The organism is Haliea alexandrii, assembly GCF_003719295.1.
Taxonomy (GTDB): Bacteria; Pseudomonadota; Gammaproteobacteria; order Pseudomonadales; family Halieaceae; genus Haliea; species Haliea alexandrii.
In genome coordinates, this window is record NZ_RFLW01000002.1 from 437,204 (window position 1) to 456,105 (window position 18,902).

An 18,902-nucleotide genomic window follows, 5' to 3' on the forward strand; every position below is an offset into this window, starting at 1 on the left:
GGAGGTAACCGTGACAGCTGACGCCAACACACACTATATTGACGCGTATCGAGGAACCTGTTGATCATGCCGTTACCCGCCAAAATCACAACCGAAAAAGCCCGAGCCGAGAGCGCGCTGCAGATAGAAGCCGCGCGCCCGGATGACCTCGAGGGGCTTCTGGAGATCGAAAACCGCTGTTTTCGCACGGACCGGCTTTCCCGGCGCAGCTTCAAGCGGTGGCTGCGCCGCACGGATTGCGTGTTTCTGGTGGCCCGCGACACCGACGGGCTGGCGGGTTATTGCCTGGTGATATTGCGTCAGGGCACGCGCCTCGCGCGGCTTTATTCGCTCGCAGTCTCCCCTGATCGCCAGGGGCGAGGCGTAGCGCGCCAACTGTTGCAGCAAGCTGAAATCGATTCGCGCGCCAGCGGTGCGCTCTATTTACGCCTGGAAGTCGCCGCCAGCAACACCGCCGCTATCGCGCTCTATGAGCACATGGGGTACGCACAGTTCGGACGCTATGACGATTACTACGAAGACCACAGCGATGCCCTGCGCATGGAGAAATGTGTGCGCGCCTACCAACCCGAGAGTGGCCCACGCACACTACCCTGGCTGGCGCAGACAACCCCCTTCACCTGTGGGCCCGCAGCCCTGATGATGGCCATGGCCGGCCTGGATGACACCTACCTCCCATCACCCTTGGAGGAAATCGAGATCTGGCGCGAGGCCACCACCATCTTCATGACCTCCGGTCATGGCGGTTGTCACCCACTGGGGCTGGCGCTGGCTGCTGACGCTCGTGGTTTCCACGCCGAGGTCTGGGTCAACGCACCCGGCCCACTGTTCGTTGAAGGCGTCCGTGACGAGAACAAAAAACGCGTGATAGGCCTGGTTCACGATGGCTTTGTCAGCCAGTGTGCCGCACGCGGCATAACGGTTCACTACCAGGATCTGGATCAGGAGCGGCTGCTGGCCATGTTCAACGCCGGCGCCAATATCCTTATCCTCATTTCCACCTACCGCCTGGACAGCAAAAAGGCACCGCACTGGGTAGCGCTGTCCGGCTACGACGAAGCCTGCTTCTACGTCCACGATCCCGAGCTCGATGACCTTGGCACGCCCGCTGGCAGCCGGGACGACAACAAGGCCCCACTCGACTGCCAGTATTTACCCATTGCCCGGGAAGAATTCGCCGCCATGAGCCGCTTTGGTGGCAATCGCCTGCGCGCGGTGGTCGCAATCAGGCCACGCGGAACCGCCTGACATGAGTGCAGATCCACACTACCTCGCACTGGTGAGAACGCTGTCTGACCGCATCGTTGAGGCCCAACGGCCAATTCGCATCCTCGATGCCATCAAGTGGAACGGGACTGTGCGGCGCCAGTTTTTTGCCAGCGGCTGTCGTGAACTGCCCCGGGTGGATGCGGCATTCTATCAGCAGCACAACCCACTGGACTTTGACCCCGGCGCGAAACGCGCAGAGTTCCAGGAAATCGAACGCGATATCGCGCGTAAACTGGGCCAGCTCAACCCACTGGCGCAAATCATGCGCCGGATGTGTCGCGAGTATCGCAGTGTGGTGCAGATGCTGGAGTTCCGGGGACAGGCCGAATTCGGCCAGATATCCGAGGACCTCTACGGCTCCTCTTCCGATGTCTTCCACGCCGGTGACCCGACGCTGGCCGACCTCGGCACCGCCATGGAAGCCACCCTGATTAACCTGCTGCAAAACACCTCCATGCAGGAGGCGCCCAAGACAATTCCAGCGGCAGACGCCGTGGCAATACTCAACGAGCGTCTGCTGCTGGCGTTTCCTGATGCGGGAATCCGTGTGCTGCTTAACGACCAGATGACGGCGGATGCCGCGGCGGGTTCGGATTACCTGAAAATCCGCAGCGATGCCGTATTCAACGCGCTGGATATCGATGTCCTGGAAGTGCATGAAGGCTGGGTACATCTGGGCACTACGCTGAACGGCACGGCGCAGCCCGCCTGTACCTTCCTCAGTAAAGGCACCCCCTCAGCCACCACGACGCAGGAGGGGCTCGCGGTCCTGACCGAAATACTCACCCTGCGCTCCAGCCCATCGCGGCTGTACAGGCTGATAAACCGCGTTCGCGCGGTCACACTGGCGGAGAACGGCGCAAACTTCCTGGAGGTATTCAACTATCTGCAGGACCACAACATGAGCGCCGACGACAGCTACAGCATCGCCGTGCGGGTGTTTCGCGGCAGTACGCCGGAGGGCCGGCCGTACACCAAGGATCTCGCCTACATGCGCGGTTTCGTGCAGACCTACAATTTTCTCCGCCTGGCCATGAGCACCGGCAAGCTGGACACGCTGCCGGTACTCTTCTGCGGCAAGATTCTGCTGGAGGACATCAAGGACTGGCGCCTGCTTATTGACGAAGGCGTGGTCAGCCCACCGCGTTTCCTGCCGCCCCACTTCGCCGATTTGACCGGGCTTGCGACCTGGATGAGCTTTTCGCGCTTTATCGCCTCACTGAACTTCGACCAGCTGCAGGCGGATTACGGCACGTTGCTGTAACCCGGGGCCCACAGCGCCGCGCCACATCCCAATAGAGTCACCTTCGCTCGTTTGCGCTCGGCCCTGCCACCACTACTGCACCTGCGGCCCGCGGCGCAACAGCTGCCGCAGGTGTGCAAGTTGCTGACGATGTGCCGCGGGCTCCCCGGAGTCCCGGCTGTACTCGAGCTGGTCAAACACCGTGGTAACGTGATTTGCCCACTGCTGCAGCGCGGGCGCCTCCAGGGCAATGCGCCGCCCGAAACTGCCGGGCGCTTCCCCGGGCCGGCGCGTGATGCCGCGTTTGTGCATCTGCTCACAGAAGTCGAGGTAAAGCGCCTGTTCCGGTGGCAGGGCCGGAGGTCGACGGCGGCGCAGCAACAGCCAGGCAACGGGCAGCAGAACGAGGGCACCGCTGGCCAGCACAACACCGGCAAACACGGGCGTGCGGATACTGCCGAACAGGTTCTGCAGCAACCGGTACTGCTCCTCGCCGTCAAAACCCACCACCCAACTCTGCCACTGGTAGGTGAGCGCATCGTAGCGCAGACGCAGCATATTCACCCAGTTCACGCCGCGATAGCGCAGTGGCGACAGCGGGGAGTTGGCGAGAAAGCTGCCCTCGCCGGCAACCGCCTCTTCCAGCCCAAGTTCGATGCGGTCGGGTGAGACTGCCGCCGTGGGGTCGATGCGTACCCAGCCCTGCCCCTCCAGCCAGACTTCCGCCCAGGCATGCGCGTCGAACTGGTGCACGATCACCGTGCGGTTCACCGGGTTGACCTCACCGCCCTGATACCCGGCCACCACCCGCGCGGGCACGCCAGCGGCACGCATCATGACCACGAAGGCATACGCGTAGTGCTCACAGAAACCACGCCGGGTCTGCAGCAGAAATTGATCCATGGGATCCTGCGTGTCAAGCAGCGGTGGCTGGAGGGTGTAGATGAAAGGCTCTTCGCGGAAATAGCGCAGCACGGCGTCGACAAACCCCGCATCGTCTTGCGCGTCGCGACGCAGACGCTGTGCCAGCTCGCGGGTAGCTGGGTTGTGCTGCGCCGGCAGGGCCAACTCCGTTTGCCGGCGCCAGGCGGACAGCTCCAGCTCAAGTGAGGTGGCCGGCCAGCTGCGCACTTTGTACTGCATCTGCTCCTCGATTTCGACCGGGGAGTACAGGCGGAAATCGGAGGTACGCAGAATGCCGCGCTGTTCCGGCTCGGCATAGCGCAGGCTGTACAGCCAGTTCTGCTGCGTGGGCAGCATGAGCACACTATAAGACAGTGGGGTGCCCTTGGGCGTCACCGCGGGTTGACGCAATTCGCCGGCCGGCAACTCGTTGTAACGCAGGCTGCGCCAGGCGCCCTCGTCGAGGACACTGAATACCAGGCCCCGCCAGTACAGCCCGGATTTGGGTGGAATATCGCCTTCAAACTGTACCCGGAACGCCACCTCACCCGACTGGCTGAGGGTGGAAATATCACCGGGTTTCATGAAGTCGCTGACGCCGGTTTTCGCCGCGTGACTCTTCACCGGCACCGTCCACAGCGGCCCGATGCGCGGAAACAGGAAAAACAGCACAAGCATCAACGGAAACGCCTGCGCCAGCATCAGGGCCGGCAGACGCACGCTGCCCAGACGGAAGCGGTCTTCCCGCGGCCGGTGCAGGGCCACCAGCCCCGTGGTCACAAGCACCAGCGTGAACAGGGCGTACAGGACCAACAACAAGTCCTGACTGAACAGAAAGCCGATGACGCAAATGAAGTAGCCCAGAAACAGCAGCACATAGGCGTCTTTGAGCTTCACCAGTTCGAGCAATTTGAAGGCAAATGCAACAAGCAACAGCGCAACCGTGGGTTCCAGGCCAAGCAAGTTGCCGTAACTCAGGTAAATAGCCACAAACCCGGCAACCGCCAACAATGCCCGCAGTGCCCGCCCGGGGAATGACGCGCGCCCCTGGAAAACCAGAATTCGCCACACCGCCGTGGCCAGGTAAACCAGCACCAACCACAGCGGCAACCGCGTCAGGTGCGGCGCCAGCAGCGCAAACTGGCTGATGATAATCCACACCAGTGCATTGCGCGGTATCAGGGTGCCGACGGCTAACGTTTGGCTCATTTCCCCCCTCCTCCAGCACGCTGGAACACGGCGAGGGCGGCAAGCACCCTGGACTGGTGGGCCTCACCCGAGGCGGGGGCTATCTCGACGCCCGGGAGGCGCAGCCCATAATCCTCACCCCGACGTTCCAGTGCCAGCACCCAGTAGCAGAGGTAGGACAGGCGCTGTTCGCCGGAAGCATCGGCAAAAGCCTCCCAATCCAGCCAGGCACTGTGACTGGCATAGGAACCGTACACCTTGCTTTGTGGCGGGTGTCCTCGTGCCACACCTTTCCAGTGCACCTGCCGCAGCGCATCGCCCTGCCGATAGCTGCGGAAACCATGGAAATCATCGCTGCCTGCAGTCTCAACCGCCGTGCCCTCTGGACGTTCGCTGGCGACCCCGGGCGGTGCCGAGGTGATCAGGGGCCGGGGGTAAACCAGCGCCTGCAGGTCCAGGTCCAGCCAGGTCCAGCAGCGCAGCAAACCGAGTGGATAGCGGCTTTCCAGCAACAGGCGCCCGGGATTGAACCAGCCTCTGGACCCGACGGGAACGTACAGCGTCACCTCGCAGCTGTCCCGATCTACCAGGCTGACGACGCTGTCGCTCCCCTGTGGCCAGCTGAGGCGCAGGGCGTAGTGGGTTGCTTTGCCAGCACGCTGCACCCGCACACGGAATTGACTGCGTTGCCCGGGGAATACAGGCGAGGCCGAGAGCGCATGCAGCGTCAACCCGGCCAGGTTGGCGTAGGTGTGCAGTGTGGAGATAACGAACAGCGTGGCGAGCAGGAAGGCGACGGCATAAGCCATATTGTTCTGATAGTTGATGGCTGTGACTAGAATGAGCAGCAACAGTACCGCAAAAAACAGCCCCGGCAGGGAGGGAAAAATAAAGATGCGACGCTGGTCCAGCGTTACTGAGCGTGCAGGTGGAATACGCCGCGCCAGCCAGCGCCCGAAATGCCTGCGCAGCCCATTGCCCTCCCCGTTTGCGTGCCTGTCGTCTGCCATGCCCGGAATCAGGACCGGATCACATCCACACTGCGCTGCATCAGATCCACCAGCGCGTGTCCGTCCCCGGCGTAATCACCGCTGGGCACCAGGCGGTGCGCAGCCACAGCAGCCAACACCGCTTGCAAATCTTCAGGCACAATATGCTGGCGGCGGTTCATGAACGCCCAGGTGCGGGCACAGTCGAGCAGTGCCAGTGCTCCGCGTGGCGATAAACCCACGGCAAACTCGGCGCGTTCACGGGTAAACGCCACCAGCCGCTGCAGGTAGTCCAGTACGCTGTCAGCCACATGCACCTGGCTCGTTGCGGCGCGGCAGGACTCCAGCTCCTCTGGCGTCAGGCAGCGTTGCAGGGCGGCCTCGGGGTCTTCACCGGCTGTGGTGTTGAGCAACATCTGCCGCTCGGCCTGCGGGTCGGGATACCCGAGATGCAATCGCATCAGAAAACGGTCCAGCTGACTTTCCGGCAGCGGATAGGTTCCCGACTGGTGGATCGGGTTCTGCGTGGCGATAACAAAAAACGGCCGGGGCAGACGGCGGGTTTCCCCTTCGATGGTCACCTGCCCTTCAGCCATGGCTTCCAGCAGCGCGCTCTGTGTGCGTGGCGTCGTGCGGTTGATTTCGTCTGCCAGCAGGACCTGGGTGAACACCGGGCCGGGGTGAAAGGTAAAGCTGCCATCGTTGCGGTTGTACACAGAGACACCGAGGATATCTGCGGGCAGCAGGTCGCTGGTGAACTGTACGCGCTTGTAGGAGAGGCCAAGCACAGCCGCGAGTGCATGAGACAGGGTCGTCTTGCCCATCCCTGGCAAGTCCTCTATCAGCAGGTGCCCGCGCGACAGCAGGCAACACAGCGCCAGCCTGATTTGCGCTTCTTTGCCCAACAGCGCCGTGCCAACCTCTGCCACGGCACTGTCAATCGCGCCTTCTATATCCATGCTGTTGCTCCTGGCCTTTTCCAATGCTCTGGCAAGGTGTTACGCAGGATAATCGGCTTCAGCCCGCCGCGCTCAAGCCGCGCTGTAAATCCCTGCGCAGGTCTGCCACATCCTCGAGCCCCACGGCGACCCGAATCAGCCCGTCGCTGATGCCCGCGTCAGCACGCTGTTGTGCGCTGAGGCGTCCGTGAGTCGTTGTTGCGGGGTGTACGATGGTGGTTTTGGCATCCCCGAGGTTCGCGGTCAGGGAGAGAATCTGCGTGGCATCAATACAACGCCACGCGGCCGCCTGACCGCCGCGCACTTCAAAGGACAAAACACCACCAAAAGCCGTCTGCTGGCTGGCAGCGAGTGCGTGTCCCGGGTGTTCAGGCAAGCCTGCATAATACACACGCTGGACCTGTGGCTGCTGTTGCAACCACAGGGCCAGTTCCAGCGCCGCGCGCGAATGTGCCTCCATACGCAGGCGCAACGTCTCCAGCCCTTTCAGGAAAACCCAGGCGTTGAACGCACTCATGGTCGGCCCACAGGTGCGCAGGAATACCACCACCTCGTCCATCAGCGCCCGCGAGCCCACCACGGCACCGCCCACGCAGCGCCCCTGCCCGTCGAGATACTTGGTCGCCGAATGAATGACAATATCCGCGCCCAGCGCGAGGGGGCGCTGCAGCGCCGGTGTACAGAAGCAGTTATCCACAACCAGCAGCGCGTCCTGCGCATGAGCGATATCCGCCAGAGCTCGAATGTCGGCGACCTCGCACAGCGGGTTGGAGGGCGTCTCGAGATACAACAGGCGCGTTTCCGGGCGCAGCGCGGCACGCCATTCCTCGGTCGCGAGCAAGGGTACGAAATCCACACTCACCCCGAAACGGGTCATGTAGCGCGCAAAGAGGTTGGTTGTGGTGCCGAAGACATCCCGCGAGCAGATAACATGGTCGCCCGCCTTCAACAGCGCCATACAGGTACTGAGGATGGCCGCCATGCCAGAGGCAGTGCCCACCGCGGCTTCACCGCCTTCCAGAGCCGCCAGACGCTCCTCAAAGCTGCGCACCGTGGGGTTGGTATACCGGGAATAGACGTTGCCCGGTGCTTCACCGGCAAAGCGCGCCGCCGCGTCCGCCGCGGAGTCGAAGACGTAGCTGGAGGTGGCGAAAATGGGCTCGGAGTGCTCCCCCTCCGCTGTGCGGTGAATACCGGCGCGGATTGCCAGTGTGTCCAGTCCGGCGCCTTCCAGCGGGTCGTTGGAATCGTTCATGCTGCCTCAGCTGACGTCATTGTGAATGCCCACCACGGTGCCCTCGGCGAGCACCCGGGCACGGCTAAGGCTCTGGGCATCGTCGTTGCGCAGTGCCTCGATACGTTCAAGATAGGCCTGATCCACATCCCCGGTGGGATAATCGCCATTGAACACTGAACAATCAAAGCCCAGTGTGCCCTTGTTGCCTTCACGGGAGCAGTTCACCAGATCCTCAAGATCCTGATACACCAGCCAGTCGGCGCCGATGAGTGTGCACACCTCGTCGACAGTGCGCCCGTGGGCAATCAGCTCTGTGGCCGACGGCATATCAATACCATAGACATTGGGATAGCGTACCGGCGGTGCCGCAGAGGCGAAGTAGACCTTGGCGGCCCCCGCGTCGCGGGCCATCTGGATGATCTGGCGGCAGGTAGTGCCGCGCACAATGGAGTCGTCCACGAGCATGACGTTCTTGCCTTCAAATTCCAGTGGTACCGGATTGAGCTTCTGGCGCACCGACTTTTTGCGCTGGCTTTGCCCGGGCATGATAAATGTACGCCCGATGTAGCGGTTCTTCATGAAGCCTTCGCGAAACTTGATGCCCAGCTCGGAGGCCAGCGACTGACCGGCAATGCGGCTGGTGTCGGGAATCGGGATTACCACGTCAATGTCGTGCCCGGGCCGTTCGCGCAACACCTTCCGTGCCAGCGCCTCGCCCTGGCGCATGCGGGTCTTGTACACCGAAATGCCATCCATGAGCGAATCCGGACGCGCGAAATACACATGCTCGAATATACACGGCCGCAGCTCCGGGTTCTGTGCACACTGGCGCCGGTGCATGGCACCGCGGCTGTCAATGAAAACCGCCTCTCCCGGTGCGACATCACCCAGCATGCTGAAACCCAGCACATCCAGGGCGACACTTTCAGAGGCCAGCATATACTCGTCCCCCGTGTCGGTTTTACGCACGCCGATCACCAGCGGACGAATACCCAGCGGGTCGCGAAACCCCACCACGCCGTAGTCGACAATCAAGGCCACCGCCGCGTAACCACCGCGGCAACGGCGATGCACGGCCATGACCGCCTGAAATACATCGTCCGCTGTCGGGCTGAGCTTGCCCAGAGTCTGCAATTCGTGCGCGAACACGTTCAACAGGACTTCCGAGTCGGAGTCTGTGTTCAGATGGCGCAGGTCGTCCTGGAACAGCTCGCGTGTAAGCTGTTCCGAATTGGTCAGATTGCCGTTGTGCGCCAGCGCGATGCCATAGGGTGAGTTGACGTAGAACGGCTGCGCCAGCGCCGTACCCGAGCTGCCCGCCGTGGGGTAGCGCACATGGCCGATCCCCATGGGACCCTTGAGTCGCTGCATGTGGTCCTGTCGGAACACATCGCGTACGAGGCCCTCGCTCTTGCGTTGTGTAAAGCGCCCGCCGTAACAGGTCATTATGCCGGCGGCATCCTGTCCCCGGTGCTGTAACACCGTCAGAGCATCATAGATATCGGGAGCAACATTACCCTTGCCAACCAGTCCTACCAGCCCACACATACTGCGTATTCCTCTTTGTCAGACACTGACCGCCGGCAGCCGCCCGGCGTTGAACTCGCCGAGTCGCTGCATGGACCAATCCAGCAGCGCATCGACCTGCGGCATCAAATAGGCCTGATGCAGCCACATCTGGTCGCGCGGTGGCAGCAACTCGCGCACGAGAAACACCAGTACCAGCACGATGATCACGCCGCGGGCAAAACCAAAAATGGTACCCAGCAGACGATCGAGTGTACCCAATCCCGTCACCCTCACCAGCTGGGCCAGCAGCAGGCCGATCAGCCCTGTACACAGGAGAACGCCAACCAGGATCAACAGCCACGCCGCAATGTAGCGCGCCGTAAGGTTACTGATGAGGCCGGTGAGGCGTGAAGCCAGATCGCCTGCAAACACATAGGCGAGGACAAATGCTGCTATCCAACCCGCCAGGGAGAGCGCTTCCCGGGTAAAACCGCGCAGCAAACTAAGCAGCGTGGACAGGGCCACTATCGCAAAAATCGCCCAATCCACCCAGGTCAACGCATCAATATTCAGCACAGTGCCGCCTGCCATTGCCGAGCTCGCGGGGCCGGAAGTCTACCAGCTTGGCGCGCAACACCAAAGGTCACCGGGCCCTTCATCAGGGTAAATACCGCCGCACCAAAGACTTGACGCCAAACTCGGTGTCTACCTCCGGGCGCAGGGCGTCGAGCCGGGCGCGTTCGAATTTGGGGCCGACATTGACCCGATACATCGTGCGGCCACCCACGCTGACCGGGTCGACCCACGCCTTTTCACCCATCGCTTCCAGGCGCTGCCGCAGGGCTTCCGCCTTGTCCTGGCTACTCACACTGGCGACCTGCAGCATCCAGGCGATGGGTACGCCCTGAGCATCCAGTAGGGGCTGTTCCGGGGCCTCCTGCCGTGTCTCTCCCGGCTCTGGCGGCGACGCTCGCCCGGCATCGGCCTCCTCGCTGACGGCCTCGCGCGCTGCCTCAACGCCGCCGCCCTCCGTCTCCGGCGTAGCAGCCACCGCGGGGGGCTCCGACCAGCCCAGATCATCATCCACGAGCGGCTCGCTATCCTCCGACAGGTCCAGGGATGCATCCGGCGAGCCTCGCAGGCTGTCGGCATCCGGTGCGGCAATCGGCGTGGTATCTACGTCCGGTCGCGGAGGAATGCGCAAGTTCTCGATGTTGCCGTCCGACGGTGGCTCGACAAAAATGATCGGCCAGAAAATCACCCCGAGCGCGACCAGTATGAGCGCACCGACGAGTCGTTGCTTGAGAATATCGTTCACTGCTTACGCCTTTTCCTGTTCCCGCGACAGCCAGGTGAGAGCCGCCGCAACCGTGTGAAAGGAGCCGAATACCAGCAGCCGGTCGCCAGGGGCTGCTACGCTGCGCGCGCGTGCCAACGCCTGACGCAGGTTGCGACTGACACTGATCATACCCACCCCCACGTCCCGCAATTGCGCCGCGATCGAAGCGGCAGAAGCGGCACGCGCATTACCCGGTTGATCGGCCAGAAACCAGCCATCAACGTGACGCTTGACGAGTTCCAGCATCGCCGCGATATCCTTGTCGGCCATGGCAGAAAATACCGCAATCGTCTTCTGCCCGCAGGGTTCTGTCTCAAGGAATTCAACCAGCCTGGCCACTGCAGCAGGGTTGTGCGCCACATCGAGCAGCACGCGTACACCGCCCACCGTGACTTGCTGGCGCCGCCCCGGCAATTGCAGTGCAGGTAACACCTCAAGGAGCTCCGTATCGGAAGCCGGCATGCCCAGGCATTCGAGTGCCTGCAGCGCTGCGCACAGGTTCTGTGCGAGCAGCGCCGGGTTATGTATCACCGGCAAACGGCGCTGCTTACCGCCGGCACTGGCCAACCATCCTGCCCCGCCCCCCGCAGCGGACTCTACGCCGAATGCCTCACCCAGCCAATGCGCCCGCGCTCCGCTCGCCGCCACCGCTGCCGTTAATCCAGCAGGCGGCGCATTACAGGCGATAACGGCAGGAATTGCCGGGCGCAGAATGCCGGCTTTCTCGCGCGCGATCGCGTCCAGGCTGTCGCCCAGCCAATCCTGATGATCCAGAGCAATACTTGTGATCACCGCCACGCTGGGATCAATGATGTTGACCGCGTCCAGACGCCCACCCAGGCCCACCTCCAGCACCACGACATCCACAGCGCGCCGCTTGAAGAGGAAAAGTCCGGCGAGTGTCGCAAACTCGAAATAGGTCAGGGAAACATCGCCCCGGGCGGCATCAATCGCCTCGAATGCGGCGATGATATCCGTGTCGTCCACGTTCCGCGAGCCTATCCGTATCCGCTCGTTGAAGCACAGCAGATGCGGTGACGTGTAAACGCCGACGCAGAGCCCTTTGTGCGTCAAGAGCGCCTCCAGCGCCCCCACAACGGAGCCCTTGCCATTGGTTCCCGCGACCGTGATCACCGGTGCGGATGGCGCCAACAGGTGCAGACGGGCTGCGACCGACGCAACCCGGTCCAGGCCCAACTCGATTTCCCGGGGATGCAGCGCTTCCAGACGCGCCAGCCAGTCGGCCAGCGAAGGCTCAGTCATCCGTATGATCGATACTCTCGACCGAGCCAGTGGCGTCCGCGCTGCTGGCATCGTCTTCGGTGTCCTCGGGCACCACCGGCACCTGCCCGGTGAACTTGCCGAGCAATCGCGCCAGGGTGTCGCGCATGTCGTTGCGGTGCACGATCATGTCGATAGCGCCGTGCGCGAGCAGGAACTCACTGCGCTGGAAGCCTTTTGGCAGCTTCTGACGAATCGTCTGCTCGATGATATTGGGGCCGGCGAACCCGGCACGCGCGTCCGGCTCGGCGACATTGATGTCGCCCAGCAGGGCGAGAGAAGCAGATACGCCACCATAGATGGGGTCGGTCATTACAGAGACATAGGGGACACCGGCTACTTTCATGCGCTCAATCACTGCGCTGGTTTTCGCCATCTGCATCAGCGAGATAAGCGCTTCTTGCATACGTGCGCCGCCCGAGGCCGAAAAACACACCAGAGGAATACCCTCGCCAAGCGCGAGCTGGGCTGCTCGCGTAAATTTTTCGCCGACGGCATACCCCATGGAGCCACCGTGAAACGCAAATTCGAAGGCGACGGTCACCAGTGGCATACCCTGCAGGGTACCGCGCATGGCGATCAAGGCGTCCTTCTCCCCGGTCGCTTTCTGTGCGGCCGAGAGGCGATCGCGATAGCGTTTCTTGTCACGGAATTTCAGTCGGTCGACAGGCTCGATATCCGTGAGGATTTCCTCGCGACCCTCGCGGTCAAGGAAAATATCCAGGCGACGGCGAGCGCCGATACGCATGTGGTGATCGCACTTTGGACAGACGTCATCATTGCGCTCGACGTCAGGCCGATACAGCACGGCATCGCACTTGACGCACTTTTTCCACAATCCTTCGGGCACGCTGGAGCGGCGAGCGCCCTCTTCTTTGCGCACTCCGGAAGGCAGTATCTTGTCAATCCAGCTCATGGTATCCCCCGTTTGGTGGCACCATTATAGCCGCCGGCAGCACCTTCTAGGAAGCGATGCTGTCCAATCCGCTGCGGATGCTCGCCACCAGCTCTGCCGCCACGCGCAGCAGATCTTCCTGACTGGCACCCCCGGCGGCGGCCTGCGCAATGACATCGACCAGCGCACTGCCCACCACCACGCCATCTGCGGTGGCGCCCACACGACGCGCGGACTCGGCATCCTTGATGCCGAAGCCGACAGCCAGTGGCAGTGTGGTGGCTTCGCGAATATGTGCGAGGTGCCGCGCCACGTCCTCTGCATCCAGGTTGCCGGCGCCGGTAACCCCTTTCAGGGCAACATAATAAATGAAGCCGCTGGCCTGATTGACGATCGACTCGATGCGCGCTTTCGGCGTTGTGGGCGCAATCAGGAAAATATTATCCATGCCCACGCGGTGCAGCTCGGCGTTGACACCGGCCACTTCCTCCGGCGGGATATCCACGGTCAACAGGCCATCGAGGCCGACCGCGGCTGCCTGATCGGCAAAGCGCGCGTAACCCATGTGCTCTACCGGATTGGCATAACCCATCAGTAGCACCGGGGTTTCGGAATCCTGTTCGCGAAACGTGGCCACCATGGCCAGCGCATCGCGCAGGCGGGCACCGCTGGCGAGTGCACGCTCGTGGGCTTTCTGGATAACCGGCCCCTCGGACATGGGGTCGGAAAAAGGCACCCCCAGCTCTATGATATCGGCACCCGCAGCAACCAGGGCATGCATCAGCGGTACGGTGCTGGCAAGGTTGGGATCCCCTGCGACGATATAGGGCACAAGGGCCTTGCGGCCCTGGGCGGCGAGCTGCTGGAAGCGCCCGGCTATCTTGCTCACTCGGTGTTCTCCTTGTGCATCTGCAATTCAGAAGTCCATGCCGTCAATATCGGCGACGGTGTGTATGTCCTTGTCGCCACGGCCTGACAGGTTGACGATGATGGTTTGCTCGGGCGTCATGGTGGCCGCGAGCCTGCCAGCATAGGCCAGCGCATGTGCGCTCTCGAGCGCAGGCATAATGCCCTCGGTGCGCGTCAGATCGTGAAACGCCGCCAATGCCTCGGCATCATCAGCCGTGACATAGTTCACCCGACCAACGTCTTTCAACCACGAATGCTCGGGGCCGACACCAGGGTAATCGAGGCCGGCTGACACGGAATGCGTGTGCATGATCTGCCCGTCCTCATCCTGCATCAGGTAGGTGCGATTGCCGTGCAGTACACCCGGTGTACCCGCCGTCAGGGGGGCGGCGTGCTCACCACTGGCAACGCCGTGACCGCCCGCCTCCACACCGTACATGGCGACTGACTCATCCTCGAGGAACGGATGGAACAAGCCGATAGCATTGGAACCACCGCCCACACAGGCCACCAGCGCGTCCGGTAGACGCCCGGTTTGAGCGAGGGACTGTGCCCGCGCTTCGCGACCGATCACACACTGAAAATCCCGCACCAGCATCGGGTACGGGTGCGGGCCGGCCACTGTACCGATGATGTAGAAGGTGTCATCGACGTTGGTCACCCAGTCACGCATGGCCTCGTTCATCGCGTCCTTGAGGGTGCGCGAGCCGGAGGTAACCGGCACAACCGTGGCGCCCAGCAGCTTCATACGGTACACGTTGAGTGCCTGGCGCCGCACATCCTCTTCGCCCATGAAGACGTGGCATTCGAGGCCCAGCCTTGCGGCGATCGTGGCCGTGGCGACACCGTGCTGGCCGGCACCGGTTTCGGCGATGACACGCCGCTTGCCCATGTGCTTGGCCAGAAGCGCCTGCCCGACGGTGTTATTCACCTTGTGCGCACCGGTGTGATTCAGGTCTTCCCGCTTGAGCAGAATACGGGCCCCACCTACGCGGTCCGACCAGCGACGCGCTTCGTACAGCGGGGACGGTCGACCGACGTAGTGCGCGAGGTCCTCATCCAGCTCGCGCTGGAATTCCGGATCATCGGCCAACTTGCGATACAAGGCCTCAAGCTCGGACAGCGCCGACATGAGTGTCTCGGCGACAAATTTGCCACCGTACACGCCGAAACGCCCCTCCGCGTCGGGCACCGACGCAAAAATTTTCGTACTGAGATCCGTTGTCATGACATCTTCCCCTGCAAAAAAAATCAGCTGTGCACTGCGGCGATGAAGCGCTGTATTCTCGCCGCGTCCTTGATACCGGGGGCGCTCTCCACACCCCCGCTCACGTCCACGGCGGCGGGCTGCACGGCCGCAATGGCACTGGCCACATTGTGCTCGTCAAGTCCGCCAGCGAGCACAAGTGGCCGTGGTAGCCGGGCCGGTATGCTCGTCCAGTCAAAGGTTTGCCCAGTGCCGCCGGGCACACCGGGCTGCCAACTGTCCAGCAACAGGCCACGTGCGCCGTGATAGCCCTTCGCGATCGCGTCAACGTTGATCCCCGGCCTCATGCGCAAGGCTTTCAGGTAGGGGCGATCGAATTGCGCGCAAAACTGCGGGGGCTCGTCACCGTGGAACTGTAAACAATCTACGGGTACGCGCTGCAGAGTGCTATGGATTTCCTCTGCGCCAGCATCAACGAACAAGGCCACAACCGTGACAAGCGGCGGCAACGCGGCAACGATCTCCGCGGCCTGCTGTGGCGTCACACAGCGTTTGCTGGGCGAATAGAACACCAGACCAATGGCATCGGCTCCGGCCTCACTGGCGGCAATAGCATCCGCAACGCGGGTGATGCCGCATATCTTGACAAGGGTTCTGGCCACAGTTCGAATCGGTGATTGCCTGACGAAGGCCGCGGATGATAACAGACCCTGGGGCGCAGTGTCTTCAACCCGGCAACACGAGGGGCCCCGGCGGGGTTGCCGGCAAGCTGAACTGCGCCGGGTAACGCACGCCTACAAGATACAGCCCCTCCGCGGGCGCGGTTTCAGCGGCACGGGTGCGGTCCCCTGCGAGCAAGAGCTCGGCAATCCACTCAGGCGGCTGATCGCCACAGCCTACTGCCATAAGGCTGCCGGCGATATTGCGCACCATGTGATGCAGGAATGCATTCGCCTCGATGTCGATGACCAGCAAATCCCCTCGGCGCATCACGGAACAATGGTGCACGCAACGAAACGGCGTACTCGACTGGCACGCCGCGGCACGAAAAGCGCTGAAGTCCTGTTCGCCAAGCAGTGCCTGCGCGGCGACGTGCATGCGCACTGCATCCAGCGGTTTGCGCTGCCAGGTCAACTGGCGGCTGCTCAGGGCGGGCCGAATGGCGCTGTTGACGATGACATAGCGATAGCGTCGGGCAAGCGCCGAAAAGCGCGCGTGAAAGTCCGCCGGCACCGGCTGTGCCCAGTGTATACGCACGTCCGGCGGCAGGTGGCTGTTGCCACCCAGAACCCAGGCTTTGGCGCTGCGGGTACAGGGGGCGTCGAAATGCACGATTTGCGCGTGGCCGTGGACACCGGCATCAGTGCGCCCGGCACAGTGTACACGTATGGGCTGCACCGCCACCTGCTCAAGGGCGCGCTCGAGTGCGCCCTGCACGGTGGGTGAGCTGGACTTCAACTGTGCCTGCCAGCCGTGGTAACCACTGCCGTCGTACTCTATACGGCAGGCGATGCGCGTACCGGTGGGAAGCAGCGCGCTGGAAAACGCCTGCCCCATGCCTGAATCAGCCAAGCCTTTCGAGCAACTCCCGCGCGTCCTGCTGTTGCTCCGAGCTACCGCCGAGGATCACTTCATCGAGAATTTGCCGTGCGCCATCGTCATCGCCCATGTCGATGTAGGCCCGTGCGAGATCCAGCTTGGTAGACATCGGGTCGCCGTCGTCGGCGAACACGAAATCGTCTTCACTGCTGTCACCACCACTGCGCGCTTTCTCGAAATCGGCCGACAAATCGAGCTCATCAGCGCTGCCATCCTCAATTTCAAGATCGAGGAACTCGGGCTCCTCATCCACGGAGGGGACAAGCGCATCGCGCCCATCCAGACTGCTCAACTCTTCCAGCTCCGGCAAATCACCGGACAGGTCGTCAACAGGCGCATAGGATGCGGGCGCGCGCGCGGGTGTGGCCGGTGGTGTGGAGTCTTCGTCGAGATCCGACAGGAACCCGCCGTTGTTGAATGCGTCACCCGGTGTAGAGGAGGCAAAGTCATCCTCTGCATCGATGCGCTCGTCAACCGGCGACAGTCGCGCATCGCTGAGCAGCTTCTCGCCGCGGGCAATGCTGTTGGCATCGCCAATTCGCTGCAACTCCATCATCTGTTGATCAGCCTGATCGCGCTCGCCCGTCTCAGCGGCAAGACCCAGCAACTTGAGACGGTAAGCCGGGTTATCGGGATCCGACAGGGTGGCTTTGCGCAACAAGTCCATGGCCTGGGCGTAGCGCCCATAGGCGATATAAATATCCGCTTCCGCAAGCGCATCACCGGCGTCAACATCGGACGCGTATTCATCGTGCTTGCGCTCACCGTAGCCGCGCTGGCCACCGCGCTGCAGCCCGGCATCCACAGGGGGCGTCTCTGGCGGCGTTGCCGCCGCCGATTCGCTGCTCTCGTCTTCATCAAACTCGACTGCATGATCCTGCAGCTGAATATCCGCGAAGGCGTCGACCTCTTTCTGGCGCGGCGCACGCGCAGAGGGCACTACCGCCACGGCTTCTTCACCTGTGTCGTCTTCCTGTCGGCGACGCCACACGAACACACCCGCCAGCAGCGCGAGGACTGCACCACCTGCGACATAGAGCCAATAGCTATTGCTGCCTGCTTGCGGCGCGGGCGACTCTGGCTGCACGACCGCAGCGGGCGCCGGTGCAACGACAGGAGCCACCACCGTGTCAGCACCGGCATCGGCGGCCGGTAAAGCGTTGGCCGGCGTCGCTTCCGCTTCGGCGAGGGCCTGCTGCAGAGCTGCAATTTCCGCGTCCTTGACTTCAACCATGCGCTCAAGTGCATCGAGGCGATCGGTCAATTGTGTGAGCTGCTCACTAAATACGGCGCGCTCGCGCGCATCGGCTGCAGCATCTGTAGCCGGAGCCATCGCGTCTTCCGCGGCTGCGCGGGCGACTTCGGTTGCAGAGGTGCTGTCAGGCACTGCATCGGCACGCGTATCCGCGTCGCCCTGTTCGCTGGCGGCTCCGGCCGAGATGCGCAATGCAGGACCGGCCGACGCCGGCGCTGAGGCACGACCCGCGCGCCAGTCTTCATTTTGCTGACGCACTTCCGCGAGCACGGCTGCGACATCTGCGTCGCCGGCAACGTCGCTGCTGTCGGGCAGATAAATAATATAACCGGCTTTGATGCGATTGATATTGCCGTCGATGAAAGCATCGGGATTCAGGCGCTGGATTTCCAGCATGGCCTGCTGCACCGTGACACCCTCAGGGCGCGCACGCTGGGCAATCGTCCACAGAGTCTCATCGCGACGGATCATGTAACGGGCACCCGGCGCCGGATCGGACGCGGTGCCCGCGCTAAAATTTCGCTCGGGCATCGCCCCGGGTGCGAGGTCGGATTCACGCATGCCCACCCGCGTGCCTTCACCCGCTGACTCGGCAGTTTCTGCCGGCACTTCGGCACTCGCCTCAGCTTCGGCTTCGGCCACCAACCGTGAAGCAGACACCGTCGCGCCCTGGGATTCAAATGCCGGCGGATCGACCAGTACCGTGTAATTGCGCAACAGACGGCCGGACGGCCAGCGGGCCTCGACGATAAAATCAAGATACGGTTCAAGCACCGGATCTTCTGAGGTGAGGATAATCGCGCCGCCGCCATTTTTGTCGACGCGCACTTCAAAACTGATACCCGTCAGGAAGTACGCACGATCAATGCCCAGCCGATCGAAGTCGTCTGCGGTTGCGAGACGAACACGAATCTGGTCTTGATCGAGATTGCCGACATCCAGCAAGCCGACTTCCGCTCGCAACGGTTCATTCAGAAACGAGTTCAGCGAAAGTTCGCCAAGCCCCAATGCCCAAACAGAACCTGCTTGCAGGCACCCCAAGGCTGCCAGTGTAACTGCCAACCGCTTCTTTCGAGCCATAAACACGCCTTGTTATGCTCCCCTGCCATCCCCTGAGCCA

The 18,902-nt window shown here is 62.5% G+C and carries 16 protein-coding genes; 2 read left to right on the forward strand and 14 right to left on the reverse strand.

Features of this window, described 5'->3' with window-relative positions; translation table 11 throughout:
* Positions 1 to 66: 66 nt before the first annotated feature.
* The gene (locus tag EGJ68_RS10235; protein ID WP_123034442.1) at positions 67 to 1,248 is read left to right on the forward strand and encodes a GNAT family N-acetyltransferase/peptidase C39 family protein; all 1,182 of its coding nucleotides are present in this window, start codon (positions 67 to 69) and stop codon (positions 1,246 to 1,248) included.
* Position 1,249: 1 nt separating this feature from the next.
* Positions 1,250 to 2,533: a flavohemoglobin expression-modulating QEGLA motif protein gene (locus EGJ68_RS10240; RefSeq protein ID WP_123034443.1), complete on the forward strand. Its 1,284-nt coding sequence runs from the start codon at positions 1,250 to 1,252 to the stop codon at positions 2,531 to 2,533.
* Between the two features lie 72 nt (positions 2,534 to 2,605).
* Here the strand turns inward: EGJ68_RS10240 and EGJ68_RS10245 are convergent, their stop codons facing one another.
* The 14 genes from EGJ68_RS10245 to EGJ68_RS10310 all read right to left on the reverse strand — a co-directional run bounded on the left by EGJ68_RS10245 (position 2,606) and on the right by EGJ68_RS10310 (position 18,862).
* Positions 2,606 to 4,624, reverse strand: a complete 2,019-nt coding sequence (locus tag EGJ68_RS10245; RefSeq protein WP_123034444.1) for a transglutaminase TgpA family protein — start codon at positions 4,622 to 4,624, stop codon at positions 2,606 to 2,608.
* A complete protein-coding gene (locus EGJ68_RS10250; protein ID WP_123034445.1) occupies positions 4,621 to 5,613 on the reverse strand; it encodes a DUF58 domain-containing protein in 993 nt (330 codons plus the stop codon). Before EGJ68_RS10250 ends, EGJ68_RS10245 begins: the two co-directional genes overlap by 4 nt.
* 8 nt (positions 5,614 to 5,621) lie before the next feature.
* Positions 5,622 to 6,551 (reverse strand): AAA family ATPase, encoded by a 930-nt coding sequence (locus EGJ68_RS10255; RefSeq protein ID WP_123034446.1) that lies wholly within the window; start codon positions 6,549 to 6,551, stop codon positions 5,622 to 5,624.
* Positions 6,552 to 6,609: 58 nt separating this feature from the next.
* The gene (locus EGJ68_RS10260; protein ID WP_123034447.1) at positions 6,610 to 7,806 is read right to left on the reverse strand and encodes an O-succinylhomoserine sulfhydrylase; all 1,197 of its coding nucleotides are present in this window, start codon (positions 7,804 to 7,806) and stop codon (positions 6,610 to 6,612) included.
* 6 nt (positions 7,807 to 7,812) lie between these two features.
* Positions 7,813 to 9,336 (reverse strand): amidophosphoribosyltransferase, encoded by a 1,524-nt coding sequence (gene purF, locus EGJ68_RS10265; RefSeq protein WP_123034448.1) that lies wholly within the window; start codon positions 9,334 to 9,336, stop codon positions 7,813 to 7,815.
* 18 nt (positions 9,337 to 9,354) lie between these two features.
* Entirely contained in the window at positions 9,355 to 9,873 is a 519-nt protein-coding gene (locus EGJ68_RS10270; RefSeq protein ID WP_233248763.1) for a CvpA family protein, read from the reverse strand.
* A gap of 82 nt (positions 9,874 to 9,955) precedes the next feature.
* Positions 9,956 to 10,615, reverse strand: coding sequence for an SPOR domain-containing protein (locus tag EGJ68_RS10275; protein ID WP_123034450.1), 660 nt, complete (start codon positions 10,613 to 10,615; stop codon positions 9,956 to 9,958).
* A 3-nt stretch (positions 10,616 to 10,618) separates the two neighbouring features.
* Positions 10,619 to 11,899 (reverse strand): bifunctional tetrahydrofolate synthase/dihydrofolate synthase, encoded by a 1,281-nt coding sequence (folC, locus tag EGJ68_RS10280; RefSeq protein WP_158283603.1) that lies wholly within the window; start codon positions 11,897 to 11,899, stop codon positions 10,619 to 10,621.
* A complete protein-coding gene (accD, locus tag EGJ68_RS10285; protein ID WP_123034452.1) occupies positions 11,892 to 12,833 on the reverse strand; it encodes an acetyl-CoA carboxylase, carboxyltransferase subunit beta in 942 nt (313 codons plus the stop codon). Before accD ends, folC begins: the two co-directional genes overlap by 8 nt.
* 46 nt (positions 12,834 to 12,879) lie before the next feature.
* Entirely contained in the window at positions 12,880 to 13,701 is an 822-nt protein-coding gene (trpA, locus tag EGJ68_RS10290; RefSeq protein ID WP_123034453.1) for a tryptophan synthase subunit alpha, read from the reverse strand.
* Between the two features lie 27 nt (positions 13,702 to 13,728).
* The gene (gene trpB, locus EGJ68_RS10295) at positions 13,729 to 14,949 is read right to left on the reverse strand and encodes a tryptophan synthase subunit beta (protein ID WP_123034454.1); all 1,221 of its coding nucleotides are present in this window, start codon (positions 14,947 to 14,949) and stop codon (positions 13,729 to 13,731) included.
* A 23-nt stretch (positions 14,950 to 14,972) separates the two neighbouring features.
* Entirely contained in the window at positions 14,973 to 15,590 is a 618-nt protein-coding gene (locus tag EGJ68_RS10300; protein ID WP_123034455.1) for a phosphoribosylanthranilate isomerase, read from the reverse strand.
* Between the two features lie 64 nt (positions 15,591 to 15,654).
* On the reverse strand, positions 15,655 to 16,500 hold the full coding sequence (gene truA, locus EGJ68_RS10305) for a tRNA pseudouridine(38-40) synthase TruA (RefSeq protein ID WP_332888879.1): 846 nt from the start codon (positions 16,498 to 16,500) through the stop codon (positions 15,655 to 15,657).
* Positions 16,493 to 18,862 (reverse strand): FimV/HubP family polar landmark protein, encoded by a 2,370-nt coding sequence (locus tag EGJ68_RS10310; RefSeq protein ID WP_123034457.1) that lies wholly within the window; start codon positions 18,860 to 18,862, stop codon positions 16,493 to 16,495. The genes truA and EGJ68_RS10310 overlap by 8 nt, the downstream gene beginning before the upstream one ends.
* Between the last annotated feature and the right edge of the window lie 40 nt (positions 18,863 to 18,902).

Excerpts from the sequence above, each read along its gene's own strand:
- EGJ68_RS10245 (WP_123034444.1), bottom strand. The coding sequence starts at position 4,624 with ATGAGCCAAACGTTAGCCGTCGGCACCCTGATACCGCGCAATGCACTG.
- EGJ68_RS10260 (WP_123034447.1), bottom strand. The coding sequence starts at position 7,806 with ATGAACGATTCCAACGACCCGCTGGAAGGCGCCGGACTGGACACACTG.
- purF (WP_123034448.1), bottom strand. The coding sequence starts at position 9,336 with ATGTGTGGGCTGGTAGGACTGGTTGGCAAGGGTAATGTTGCTCCCGAT.
- folC (WP_158283603.1), bottom strand. The coding sequence starts at position 11,899 with ATGACTGAGCCTTCGCTGGCCGACTGGCTGGCGCGTCTGGAAGCGCTG.
- accD (WP_123034452.1), bottom strand. The coding sequence starts at position 12,833 with ATGAGCTGGATTGACAAGATACTGCCTTCCGGAGTGCGCAAAGAAGAG.
- trpB (WP_123034454.1), bottom strand. The coding sequence starts at position 14,949 with ATGACAACGGATCTCAGTACGAAAATTTTTGCGTCGGTGCCCGACGCG.
- EGJ68_RS10255 (WP_123034446.1), bottom strand. The coding sequence starts at position 6,551 with ATGGATATAGAAGGCGCGATTGACAGTGCCGTGGCAGAGGTTGGCACG.
- EGJ68_RS10310 (WP_123034457.1), bottom strand. The coding sequence starts at position 18,862 with ATGGCTCGAAAGAAGCGGTTGGCAGTTACACTGGCAGCCTTGGGGTGC.
- EGJ68_RS10235 (WP_123034442.1), top strand. The coding sequence starts at position 67 with ATGCCGTTACCCGCCAAAATCACAACCGAAAAAGCCCGAGCCGAGAGC.
- EGJ68_RS10250 (WP_123034445.1), bottom strand. The coding sequence starts at position 5,613 with ATGGCAGACGACAGGCACGCAAACGGGGAGGGCAATGGGCTGCGCAGG.
- EGJ68_RS10240 (WP_123034443.1), top strand. The coding sequence starts at position 1,250 with ATGAGTGCAGATCCACACTACCTCGCACTGGTGAGAACGCTGTCTGAC.